The following is a 12,666-nucleotide window of genomic DNA, read 5'->3' as shown; positions in this document are numbered from 1 at the left end:
AGTGCTTTTATTAAGCTGGTATTATGCCAATATAGACATATCTCTGACCATCTATTTATTCAGAATGGTATTAGTTAAACAATTGTAGTTAATAAGGTTTTTCGATGGATCAAAAGTGGGCGCTGTTTTCTTTTAAAGGTCGATTAAGACGACGTGATTACTGGTTATATAGCTTGCCTGTTCTCTTGGTTACATTACCTGTCTTTTGGTATACCAGCCCAAGTAACATGGGCAATAATCAAGCGCTGAATATATTGGCTATGGTTATTTTATTTTTTGTCTTTTGGGCATCATTGGCGCTGAATATTAAGCGCCTGCATGATCGTAATAAAAGTGCTTGGTGGGCGTTGTTGACCTTTGTACCTTTAATTGGTCCTGCTTTTGTTATTGTTGAACTTGGTATGCTCGACGGTATAAAAGGAGACAACCAATACGGTCCGGATCCAAAAGGACGTTCTACCCCAACGAAAGATGATAAAAAAGAAACGATAACCATCGACATGTAAGTTGTTTGGACACTTTTTTATTGAATAATAACCCGCTTATTGGCGGGTTATTTTTTTGATTTTTAAGGTGATAACTCGTGAAAATAAACGTTGTTTTTTACTCTTTAACAACGATTTTTTTTATAATCCCTTGCGTCAACAAACAATTTACGGCTTAATCTTGCAAAGTAAACTCGGGTGACAGCTTATGCGCTAGATATTTAAACATGTTAAATACCGCAGTTGTATTGGTGGTCGGAAGACCATTGTCATCGAGGAAATATTCACCTTTAAATACCAGCACATCAGCTTTTTCTTCAACAGATGTTGCTCGCATGCCTTTAATGTAGGCATCGTGATCTTGAATCAGTTGATTGGCGATCAGTAAAAGGTTGTCTTGGGGAATTGATTTTTTATCGCTCATGATGAATGACGTCTCTGGAAGAAATACGTCATTAGTTTATTCATCTTGTCAGGAGAAAACAAATCCTTAATAACGCTGGGTATATTTTCATTCAAATGTTGAATAGTGATTAAACAAAAAGCAATTATGGAAAAAATCTGTGAGCGATGACTAAAAATCATGGTCGTGAATAGTCAAAGGCTGTCGTGAGGTGGTAATGATTAGCGCCTTTAATTACTTCATCTACTCTCTATATAGTGAAGTTTTAAACAGAATTTTGACTAATTAAAAGTGGGTTTTTGATTTTTAACGTATCATTAACAACTGTAGAAGGGGCGAGCAAACAGTTCGTTTTTCTCAAAAAGCAGTTGACCTTCTTGAATAGTAGCCCAATATTGTAATAGCGTTGACGTGCCAATTTTCTTTTTTTTAGCATGCAACTTTTTGTTTTTATTTAAAATTTAGCGAGCACGAGGACGTAATAGAGTCATTATGGGTAAATCTCTCGTTATTGTGGAGTCCCCTGCCAAAGCCAAGACTATTAATAAGTACTTGGGCAAGGACTTCATTGTAAAGTCAAGCGTTGGTCACGTACGTGATTTGCCAACGGGTGCACGTAATGCCGGAAAAAAAGCGGCAGCACAATCAACCGCAGGGTTGAGCGTTGAAGAAAAAGCGCGTCTTAAGAAAATTAAAGACCGTAAGTCTCTAATCGGAAAAATGGGGGTTGATCCCTATAACGATTGGGATGCGCATTACGAAGTGCTTCCGGGCAAAGAAAAAGTCGTTAATGAACTGCAAAAACTTGCTGCCGATGCTGATTTTGTTTACCTAGCTACCGATTTGGACCGCGAAGGAGAAGCTATTGCGTGGCACCTTCGTGAGATCATCGGTGGTGATGATGCACGTTATAAGCGAGTGGTATTTAATGAGATCACTAAAAATGCAATTCAGCAGGCGTTTGAAGAACCTGGTGAATTGAACATTGATGGTGTTAATGCTCAGCAAGCTCGACGTTTTCTTGATCGCGTTGTGGGTTTCATGGTGTCACCTCTTCTTTGGAAGAAGGTTGCCCGTGGTCTATCTGCTGGTCGTGTTCAGTCTGTAGCGGTAAAGTTGATTGTTGAACGTGAACGTGAAATTAAAGCGTTTACACCAGAAGAGTTCTGGGACATTCATGCGAATACATTGACTGTTGGTAAAGATGCACTGCGTTTGATGGTTTCTCAGCAGGCGGGTAAAGCTTTCCGTCCGGTTAATGAAGCACAAACCATGGCGGCTAAATCTGTACTTGATAGTGCAGAGTACAAAGTGGTTGATCGTGAAGATCGCCCAACCAGCAGCAAGCCTTCAGCACCTTATATCACATCAACACTGCAACAAGCGGCAAGTACCCGTCTTGGTTATGGTGTAAAACGTACAATGGGTTTGGCTCAGCGTCTATATGAAGCGGGTTATATTACCTACATGCGTACCGATTCGACTAACTTGTCGAATGATGCGGTTGAAGCTGCACGTGAATTTATCGGTAGCGAATACGGTGAGAATTATCTCCCGAAAGAAGCGATAAAGTACGGTAGCAAGAAAAATGCACAAGAAGCGCACGAAGCAATTCGTCCTTCAAGTGTTGAAGTACAAGCTGAAAACCTAGAAGGCATGGATGCGGATGCAGTTAAGTTATACGACTTAATTTGGCGTCAGTTTGTATCTTGCCAGATGGTGCCAGCAAAATACGATTCAAGCACAATTACAGTTCAAGCTGATGAGTTTACGCTTAAAGCGAAAGGACGTATTTTGCGCTTTGCAGGTTGGACTCTAGTACAGCGTCCATCTGGTAAGAATGAAGATACGACATTGCCTACCGTTCACGTTGGCGATGTTATGAAGTTAGAAGGCGTTGAGCCTAAACAACACTTCACTAAGCCACCAGCGCGCTTTACAGAAGCTGCATTGGTTAAAGAATTAGAGAAGCGTGGCATTGGTCGTCCTTCAACATACGCATCAATTATTTCTACGATTCAAGATCGTGGTTATGTGCGTGTCGATCAGCGTCGATTCTATGCAGAGAAAATGGGTGAAATCGTTTCGGATCGTTTAGATGGAAGCTTCCCTGATCTGATGGATTTTGATTTCACTGCTCGCATGGAAGGTAACCTAGATAAAATCGCTGAAGGCGAAAAGAACTGGAAAGCCGTTCTTGATAACTTCTTTAGCGACTTCACTACCGAGCTTGAAAAAGCCGAGTTAGATGAAGAAGAAGGTGGCATGAAGCCAAACAATATCGTTGTTACTGATATTGAATGTCCTACATGTTCTCGTCCTATGGGTATTCGTACAGCATCGACTGGCGTATTCTTAGGGTGTTCTGGTTATGCACTTCCGCCAAAAGAGCGTTGTAAAAAAACGATTAACTTAGGTGATGAAGACGGCATTGTAAACGTACTTGAAGAAGACGTTGAAACTGCTGCATTGCGCGCTAAGAAGCGTTGTCCTAAATGTGACACCGCAATGGATGCATACCTGATTGACCAAGATCGTAAATTGCATGTTTGTGGTAATAACCCAAGCTGTGATGGTTACATTGTTGAGAAAGGTGAGTTCAAGCTGAAAGGCTATGAAGGACCACTGATTGAATGTGACAAGTGCGGTTCAGACATGGAACTGAAAACAGGTCGTTTTGGTAAGTACATGGGTTGTACGAGTGAAGACTGTAAAAATACTCGTAAGATTCTGAAGAATGGTGAGATTGCACCACCTAAAGAAGATCCTGTACATTTGCCTGAGATTCCATGTACTCAAGATTCTAATGCGTATTTCGTTTTACGTGACGGTGCTTCTGGCTTGTTTATGGCTGCAAGTACTTTCCCTAAATCGCGTGAAACACGTGCGCCGCTTGTGTCTGAACTAGTACGCTTTAAAGATCGCTTATCGCCTAAGTTCTATTACTTAGCAGAGGCGCCGACAGAAGATCCGGATGGTCGTGAGACTGTTGTTCGCTTTAGCCGTAAGAGCAAAGAGAACTACGTTCGTACTGAAGTCGACGGCAAGCCATCAGGCTGGACTGGCCTTTACGTTGACGGTAAGTGGGAAATTACCGATAAGCGCAAAAAGCCAAAGAAAGAAAAAGCTGAAAAAGAAGATAAATAAAATAACCGCCGAAAGGCGGTTTTTTTTACGTTTTTATCGGTCATCGGCATTATTATTCAAATAATGCTGAAATATTACCAAAATCTAGGACTAATTCTTAGTTGCTATTTTTAATGATGAGTATGTCATTAATGTCGTATGTTTGTTTAATCGTATCTGTCAGTTGTACTTTGTTATGAGCATTAAATGTTAATAATGCGTTTGTTTTTTCAATTTAAAATAAGTTATAACTTTTTGGAATAATGTAATAAGCGCTACATCACAATGTGAATTAATATCCACAAATATAATCCGGCTTAATTAAAGCGAGGGATTAATTATGACAAAAAAATTAGATCTTATGCCTGTTATAAAAACGACACTCATTGTTATGGCTGTTATTTTTGTTTCGCAGGTGTTAATAGGTAAACAAGTTATTTCATTTGGTTCTGTAAGTATTCCAATTCTACCCATGTTATTTGCGGTAATGATTGGTATGGCTATTTCATTAGTGGTAGTTCGAGACAAAATAAAATTATGGGGCAAAGTCTTTACTGAAAAAGAAGAATCATTTGCATCTAATATGGTCGGCTTTTCTCTTTTAATTCTAGGCACTCAATATGCTGGAATGATTATCCCTAATATCGATAATATTTTAGAAGCCGGTGTGCCATTAATTTTCCAAGAACTCGGTAATTTATTACCAATATTTATTGCGATTCCTCTTGCTGTTAAGTTTGGTTTAGGCCGTGAAGCCATTGGTGCATGTTCATCTATTAGCCGTGAACCCTCAATTGCCGTTGTTCAAGGGAAGTATGGAACAGGCACACCAGAGTATATTGGTGTTCTTGCTATTTATCTTTGTGGTTCGGTGATTGGTACACTTTGGTTCAGTGTATTAGGTAGCCTTGGGTCACTGACAGGTCTTCATCCATTGGCATTAGCCGCAGGTAGTGGCGTTGGCAGTGGTTCGATGCTGAGTGCAGCATCTGGTGCTTTAGTGAGTACGCTGAGCCCTGATATGGCTGCTCAAGCATTAAGTATCGCGGCAGCATCTAACTTACTTTCATCTGTGATTGGTGCCTTGTCTCTTACATTTATTGGCTTACCACTTGCTGAATTCATGTATAAAATTTGCAACAAAAAAGAGGTAGCGACTAATGCTTAAATCTATTCATGATATGAAATTTGTGTTCCTTGCTTTAGCTCTGGCTATTTTCACTGAAACATTAACGACGGGAACACCTTTATTCAGTATGTGGGACAGTGCCGTTGCCATGTCGGTAATTGTATTCTTAGCATTAGTAACAAAGCATTATATTAATTCACCATTACCTGCTTTTGCATATGCAACTCTTATTGGCATCGCAATTTGTTTACCTGATACTGTGGTTCGAACTTTCTTCTTAGATTCAATTGGGAAGGTTGGTTTCTTATCTTGTTGTGTTCCGCTACTTGCTTTCGCTGGCTTATCTGTTGGCGGCAAGATGGAAGAACTTAAAAAACTATCGTGGAAGATTGTTGTTTTATTCCTAGTTGTATCGACTAGCTGTTTCTTTGGTGCATCAATGATCGCGCAAATCGGCTTCACAATGAAAGGTATTATTTAATGACGTTAGGTAAATTTAAATTAAACGCAAACGTATTAGAACTACGAGAGTTTAGTATTAACACCCGTCGTCACCTTCATATGATTCCTGAATTATCAGGAGAAGAAGTTGAAACATCATCATATTGTAAATCACTGATGGTCGATTTTGGTTATCAGGTAACGTCTTATGATGGGTATACTGGTTTTATAGCCGATCTGGTTATTGACACTTCATTGAAGACGGTTGCATTTCGTGCAGATATGGATGCACTTGAAATGGATGACTTAACGGGTAATGAGTATTCATCGGCGAATAAAGGCCGTGCGCATAACTGTGGTCATGATACACATATGACTATTGCATTAACTGCTGCAAATTACTTGGCAAATAACCAAGAAGAATTACGCCACAATGTTCGATTTATCTTCCAAATGGCTGAAGAAGATATGCGTGTTGATGGCGCCAATAAAATGGTTGAACTTGGTTGTATGAATGGTGTTAATGAAGTTTATGCCCTTCATAATGATGCTGCACAAGAATGTGGTACCGTATTAGTTAATAACGGTATTATGTCTTCATATGGCTGTGCATGGACACTTGATATTCAAGGCGTATCAGCACATGGTTCAACACCACATAAGGGCCTTGATGCTATTCGTGAAGGTGCGCGTATTGTTGAGGATATGGACTACATTGTAGCCAAGAAAACGAATCCATTTTCGCCTGCTGTTTTCGTCTGTGGGATGTTTAATGGCGGTACGATTCCAAATGCAGTCGCTGCAAATGTTCAGGCTCGTGGCACTATCCGTTCTATGGATTCTGAAACCGATCAGGTGTTGAAAAATAGCTTTTCATCCCTTGTTGCTCAAAGTGAGTTACGTGGTTATACCACGTCGATCACTCATTGTGGTTACCCAGCCATTATTAATCATCAATTTGCTTACGACCGTGTTGTTCTGGCTGCGAATAAAACAGTTCCATCTGAATTGCTTAATGCTAATTGTACACCCATGACTGGCAGTGAAGATTTCAGCTTGATGATTGAAGCGACAGGCGATAAGTGCGGCGCTATGTTCTTTTTAGGTTCAGGCAATAAGGAAAAGGGCATTTGTAATTATTTGCATTCAAACCCTTACTTTGTCGATGAGGATTTCTTGCTTGTAGGTGCTCAAATCTTTATTAATTTAGCCACTGATTAACTGGGCTATTTGCTCATATCTTTAATTTAATTGAAGGTAATCCTACTCAGATACTAGTTGCTACTATGTACCTGAGTGGGACTTTTTAGTAGCGTGGTAATTCAAATTCTTGAGATAATTTAATTATTTCATTGTTCGTTGAGTGCGCAATCACTTCCATTACTTCTTGTTTCAAGTGCGGGGCAAAGCTTTCAATGAAGTCATACATATGCTTTTGTAAGAAGACATTTCTGCTATAGCAAATCCAAGCGTCACAATCCGGTATGATTCCTTTTAGAGGAATAGCAACGATGTCACCGTCGCATATTTGTTTAGCGGCAATTGTCGCAATGATACCGATACCAAGATCCATGCTTACGTATTGCTTTATTACGTCTACATCCATTGCAGTCATGAAATAAGTCGGCGTTATTCCTTGTTCTGCAAATGCTTTATCTTGTGCTATTTTCCCTGTAGATCCAGAATCATAACTAATCAGGTTGTACTTACTGATCATTTCTAGGGTGATGTCTTTTTCTTTTCTCAACGGGTGATTCGATGGGAGGATAAGGCTTAGTGACCATTTATAAGCTGGAAGGACGATCAGATCTTTATCTCGTTCTACGTCTTGAGCAACAATAGAAAAGTCAGAATGCCCTTTTTTGATAATAGCGCCATTCTCATCGGGGTGTGCAGCTCCAATGTGAAAGGTAATATCAGGATGCTTCTTTACAAATTTCTCGACTGTCTTAGGCAATAAGAATCGTGCAATCGTGTTGGTTGTATAGATGTTCAAGCATCCACCTTCAGGATTGAGGTAATCTCTGGAGATTGCGTATATCCGCTCTTCCACAGCCAGCATTTTCATGCCTTCGTCAATTATCTGTTTACCAATACTGGTAATAGCGTTTAGATTTTTACCTTTACGCTCGAAGATCTTAACACCAAGTTCTGCTTCAAGCAGGCCTATTTGCTTACTTACTCCTGGCTGCGTGGTATAGATACTTTTTGATGCTGCTGAGATATTTAGATCATGATTTACTATCGCTCTTAGATAGCGTAGCTGTTGTAGTTTCATTTAAACGTACCTGAGAATAAGTATTAAAAACCCCGCTCGATAGCAGGGCTTAGGTATTTAGTTACTTACTTACTTACTTACTACACTCTATCGCTATACTGCTAATGGCAAATAGTGTTCCATTATGAGTCTTATGGCGATCCCTGATCATAAGTTTCAAAAAGTGATAAGAAGTATTAATGCGATCGATAATTCCATTATCAACAAGAATTGGCATATTCTCTACTCCTTGTTATCTCATTGTATTTATCCGGAAAAAAGCGAGTAAATCAAAGCTTAATGTGGGTTTGTTTTTCTATTTTTAACCCTGAAATTAGTGTAATCGTTCATGATGCCATAATCAATGACAATCAAATACCAAGCCTAGTTAACAAGAGTACATGGTATTTGATCGCCGAACTTGTCGCTGGTTACGCAGCAGGTATGCCGCTATGAAATCGGAACATATCGTCTTCAGTGTTAATTAACGCAGCTTCTTTTTCACCTATGATACGAATACGGTCTGAAATGTTGTGCCCTGCAATTTGTTCTGCGAGTTGTAAATAATCTTGATAGTGGCGGGCTTCTGAGCGTAATAATGAAATATAGAATTTCTGTAATTCGTCATCCAAAAATGGGGCTAATTTAGCAAAGCGCTCACAAGATCGTGCCTCGATATATGCGCCAGCAATCAATTTATCAATTAACGTTGCAGGTTCGTGTGTACGAACAGCTTTCATTAGGCCTTTCGCATAACGACCTGCACTTAAATTACTGTAAGGGATATCACGGCTTACCATGATATCTAATACTTGTTCAAAGTGGTGGAACTCTTCTTTGATTAAGCGAACCATTTTATCGATAAGTTCAGGACCATGTACAAAGCCGTCTTTGGCAACTAAAGGGGCTGACAATCCATTTTTTTTGCCATGAAAGGCATCTGTATTTCGCACTCTGCCATAGACAAAATCTTCATAAGGTTTTGCCCATTCGAGTAATGCTTTCCCACTATCTGCATCTACCGCGTATTTGCGGATCAGCCACATGGCCGTTTGGCTTGCTTTTAGCTCGCAGTTACAGTGATCGACCAGTAATCCTGTTAAGTTTTCGGGTTTAATGGCTTCGTTTATCCAAGCATCAGGGGTTTCACAGTATAAGAACTGTTTGATAGGCGAGAGTAGCTCGTCAATCATCTGTTGAGTTTTATTCATAATCGATTCTATCTAGTGGTATGTTTCTGCGTAAATATTAAATGATTACTCGACTCTTAGTAGCGATATAAAATAGCGCAGTCGTAAAAAAGGTCGCACCAGCGACCTCTTCAATAATTATCGATGTTCAATATCAGCCTTATGCTGTCTGGTGTTTACCATTTGCGTTTTGGCTGGAACAATACATCCAATTCATCTTGTTCTTTATCAATGATTTGTTGGCGTTCTTGCTCGTGGTTTTGTGATTGACTATTATCAATTTCACTTAGCATAACTTGCAGCTTTTCACGGGCTTTATTGGAGTAGTTATCATTCTTGCTAGACAGAACATCAATGCCTTTTTTCAACAATTGTTTGGCTGTACCCAGTTGGCGTTTCAGACGAGCATCGTTAGCTCGTTTAACGACATTTTCAATGTTAATTCGTAGCTGAATACCTTCAAGGCGAGCATTTTCTGTTACAAAAGCTTGAGTCGCTAGGCGACCTTTACTGTGTTCATTTTTAATGATCGTTTTGAGGCGCTTAACCAGTTGTAACATGCCGATGGCTTGCTTATCTGTACTTGGTGTTTTGAAGCTTGCCACATCCGCATTCGAGTAATTAGCTTGTAAGTGTTTAATTTGTTCAGCAACATTTTTAATACGTGCTGGTAGGCTCTTTTCCGTAGGATCTGTATCGCTCATAGATTGTAAGGCGAATAAGATACGCTGATTTAGGCAGACTAATAATTCTTTGCTGTAAGGTAAGTGATGCGCATTACCAATTAGGTCTTCAGTCGCATCTATAACGGCGATATGTTTTGCCAGTTCTTGTTGTTTCTCACTCTCTAAACGTTGGCGGTACTGAATTATAACGTTATAGCCAACGATCAATATCAGCAACAAGGCAAATAGGCCTATTACTAAAGGTATACTCATAAGATACGTCTATCTTCCATGCGATTTTTTAGTCGAACTTGTAAGATACACCATCTATCTTTTTGGTGATAGCGAGATCCCTCAAAGTTAATAGGAATTGTGTTAATTTGAGTTATATGCCAGTTAAAAGAGATAATTTAATAAAGATTTAAAGGCAATAAGTAGACAGCCTTGGTGTTAATGAGAAAAAGAGCAAACAAACATCATTAAAACCCGTACAATTGATATGAATTACATGGTTACAGACTGATATTAATCTCGTTGAATAGTTATCCCCGAAATTTTCAATGCTTACTTGTAATTGGTATCAAATGTAATGGACTATAGTTGGGCGGTATCATGAAATTACAACAAATAAGATATATCGTTGAGATTGTGGACCATAATCTTAATGTTTCCTCTACTGCAGAGAGTTTATATACGTCACAGCCTGGCATTAGTAAGCAAGTACGTTTACTTGAAGATGAGCTAGGTGTTCAAATTTTTGAACGCAGCGGTAAGCACCTAACAAAAGTAACTCCTGCTGGTGTTGATATAGTGCGTATTTCTCGTGATATTTTATCTCGAGTTGAAAGCATTAAAGCCGTTGCTGGTGAGCATACTCACCCTGAAATAGGTACATTGAATATAGCAACGACTCATACTCAGGCTCGTTATGCATTACCTCATGTTATTAAGTATTTTACGGCTCGATACCCCAAAGTGTCGTTACACATGCATCAAGGTACGCCTTCCCAGATAGCAGATGCTGTCGGTAATGGTACGACAGATTTTGCTATCGCAACTGAAGCTCTGCATTTATATCAAGATATAATTATGTTGCCTTGTTATCACTGGAATCGTTCGATTGTTGTTAGAGCTGATCACCCATTAGCGAAAAAAGCAGATATTACTATTCATGATTTAGCCGCTTATTCGTTAGTGACCTATGTGTTTGGTTTTACAGGGCGTTCTGAGCTTGATAGCGCATTTAACCGTTCCGGTTTAACACCGCGAATTGTATTTACAGCAACCGATGCAGACGTTATTAAAACCTATGTACGTTTAGGTATTGGTGTTGGTGTTATTGCAAGTATGGCGATGGATCCTGAGGTGGATAGCGATCTTGTTAAGATTGATGCAAGTCATATCTTTGAAGCAAGCACGACGAACATTGGTTTTAAGAAAGGTACATTTTTACGTGCCTATATGTATGATTTTATGGAACGCTTTGCTCCGCATTTAACACGAGAAACGGTTGATCAAGCTGTTGCATTGAAAACGAATGAAGAAATTGAAGCCTTGTTTGCAAGTATGGATTTACCTGTACGCTAACCATTTCCTTTTAGTTTTTAATGACAATATTAAAAAAACGCTGAGTTAGCGTTTTTTTTATGTCTGCTTACTGATGCCGGTGAGATGAGAGTGACACAATTAGTCGCAGCACTATGGAGAAATTAGTATAAAATATCGGCCAATTAAACTATACAGTATTTGAGAACGACTACATGGCTGGCTATGCCCAACAATTTCGACAACTTGATGATGTACTGTCGAGAAATAAAGCGTTTTGGCAATTTATGCCTTTTGCTGAAAAAGACAGTGTATGGTTGCAAACACACCCCGAGATGTGTGCATGGCTGAACAGCTTAACTGAGCAACAACTTGAAGAATTAAATGCCGATAGTGATCAATTGGTCGCCGCTTTATCTAGCTGGATTCCAGACGCTGCTGTGTTGCACCAATTATCGCGATGCCAGCCATTAGCATCAATGGATATCGATGTGCCATATGGCTTAAATACGGGTATTCCAGGGCGAAAGTGGACTCAAATAAATGCTTTTAATGCGGCATTACCGCGTTTGCAATTACCTTGGTTAGAGTGGTGTGCAGGTAAAGGGCATCTTGGCCGTATTTTGGCGGCAACTCATGATATGCCAGTCACGAGCTTAGAGTGGCAGCAGCAGCTTTGTGTTGATGGTGAAGCATCTGCTAAGCAACTTAAATTACCGATTCATTTTGTACAAGCTGATGCATTTGATGAGAGTAGTGATACGCATATTCAATCGAAACAACATGCTGTTGCACTACACGCATGTGGTGATCTACACGTGTCGTTATTACAGCGAGTGGTAGAGCGGCAAGGTGCTGCGGTAAGTGTGTCGCCGTGTTGTTATCATTTAATTCGGTCTGAAATATACCAACCGCTTTCACATGCAGCGAAACAAAGTACGATTTCATTAAACAAACATGATTTACGTTTACCATTACAAGAAACAGTTACTGCAGGAAAGCGTGTTCGACGCCAACGTTTTTTAGAAGTCAGTTTTCGTTTAGGTTTTGACTCGTTACAGCGGCATCTGCTAAATAATGACGAGTATTTACCCGTTCCCAATGTACATAAAGCATTATTAAATGAAGGCTTTGCGGCATTTTGCCTATGGGCTGCTAAAAAGAAAAATATAGAGCTAAGACCTAATATTGATTTTGAATATTGGCAGCAAGAAGGCGAGCGACGACATGGCATTATTGAACGAATGGAATTAGTTCGTCAGCTATTTCGACGCCCGCTAGAAATATGGCTAGTACTTGATCGTGTTTGTTATTTAGAGCAGTCAAATTATGACGTATCCCTAGGCACATTCTGTGATAAACCGGTAACACCACGAAATATACTTATTCATGCTGAGCGTAAAGGTAGCTAGCAACGACAGACAA

At 39.6% G+C, this 12,666-nt stretch carries 11 protein-coding genes; 7 read left to right on the top strand and 4 right to left on the bottom strand.

The window, feature by feature from the left end:
- Positions 1 to 104 precede the first annotated feature (104 nt).
- A complete protein-coding gene (locus C9J47_RS22960) occupies positions 105 to 506 on the top strand; it encodes a DUF805 domain-containing protein (protein ID WP_107255583.1) in 402 nt (133 codons plus the stop codon).
- Between the two features lie 154 nt (positions 507 to 660).
- On the opposite strand, the gene C9J47_RS22955 is transcribed toward C9J47_RS22960, so the two are convergent.
- Entirely contained in the window at positions 661 to 909 is a 249-nt protein-coding gene (locus C9J47_RS22955; protein WP_107255582.1) for a YciN family protein, read from the bottom strand.
- A gap of 471 nt (positions 910 to 1,380) precedes the next feature.
- Here C9J47_RS22955 and topA point away from each other — a divergent pair, with 471 nt between their 5' ends.
- From topA to C9J47_RS22935, 4 genes are all read left to right on the top strand, one after another.
- Complete coding sequence (topA, locus tag C9J47_RS22950; RefSeq protein ID WP_107255581.1) at positions 1,381 to 4,035, top strand: type I DNA topoisomerase; 2,655 nt, start codon at positions 1,381 to 1,383, stop codon at positions 4,033 to 4,035.
- 319 nt (positions 4,036 to 4,354) lie between these two features.
- Positions 4,355 to 5,182, top strand: a complete 828-nt coding sequence (locus C9J47_RS22945; RefSeq protein ID WP_107255580.1) for a DUF3100 domain-containing protein — start codon at positions 4,355 to 4,357, stop codon at positions 5,180 to 5,182.
- Positions 5,175 to 5,624 carry a hypothetical protein gene (locus tag C9J47_RS22940; protein ID WP_107255579.1) on the top strand — a complete coding sequence of 150 codons (450 nt, stop codon included), beginning with the start codon at positions 5,175 to 5,177 and terminating at the stop codon, positions 5,622 to 5,624. Before C9J47_RS22945 ends, C9J47_RS22940 begins: the two co-directional genes overlap by 8 nt.
- Positions 5,624 to 6,805, top strand: a complete 1,182-nt coding sequence (locus C9J47_RS22935) for a M20 metallopeptidase family protein (protein WP_107255578.1) — start codon at positions 5,624 to 5,626, stop codon at positions 6,803 to 6,805. Before C9J47_RS22940 ends, C9J47_RS22935 begins: the two co-directional genes overlap by 1 nt.
- Before the next feature lie 85 nt (positions 6,806 to 6,890).
- Here the strand turns inward: C9J47_RS22935 and C9J47_RS22930 are convergent, their stop codons facing one another.
- From C9J47_RS22930 to C9J47_RS22920, 3 genes are all read right to left on the bottom strand, one after another.
- Positions 6,891 to 7,862 (bottom strand): LysR substrate-binding domain-containing protein, encoded by a 972-nt coding sequence (locus C9J47_RS22930; protein ID WP_107255577.1) that lies wholly within the window; start codon positions 7,860 to 7,862, stop codon positions 6,891 to 6,893.
- 410 nt (positions 7,863 to 8,272) lie between these two features.
- Positions 8,273 to 9,052 carry a tRNA isopentenyl-2-thiomethyl-A-37 hydroxylase MiaE gene (miaE, locus tag C9J47_RS22925; protein ID WP_107255576.1) on the bottom strand — a complete coding sequence of 260 codons (780 nt, stop codon included), beginning with the start codon at positions 9,050 to 9,052 and terminating at the stop codon, positions 8,273 to 8,275.
- A gap of 155 nt (positions 9,053 to 9,207) precedes the next feature.
- Entirely contained in the window at positions 9,208 to 9,969 is a 762-nt protein-coding gene (locus C9J47_RS22920; protein WP_107255575.1) for a DNA repair protein, read from the bottom strand.
- Between the two features lie 339 nt (positions 9,970 to 10,308).
- Here C9J47_RS22920 and cysB point away from each other — a divergent pair, with 339 nt between their 5' ends.
- Together cysB and C9J47_RS22910 are read left to right on the top strand one after the other, a co-directional pair.
- Entirely contained in the window at positions 10,309 to 11,283 is a 975-nt protein-coding gene (cysB, locus tag C9J47_RS22915; protein WP_107242827.1) for an HTH-type transcriptional regulator CysB, read from the top strand.
- Positions 11,284 to 11,456: 173 nt separating this feature from the next.
- The gene (locus tag C9J47_RS22910; protein ID WP_107255574.1) at positions 11,457 to 12,653 is read left to right on the top strand and encodes a methyltransferase; all 1,197 of its coding nucleotides are present in this window, start codon (positions 11,457 to 11,459) and stop codon (positions 12,651 to 12,653) included.
- The last annotated feature ends 13 nt before the right edge of the window (positions 12,654 to 12,666 follow it).

This window comes from Photobacterium indicum, from assembly GCF_003026215.1.
Lineage (GTDB): Bacteria > Pseudomonadota > Gammaproteobacteria > Enterobacterales > Vibrionaceae > Photobacterium > Photobacterium indicum.
This window is presented reverse-complemented; position numbering and strand designations above follow the sequence as displayed.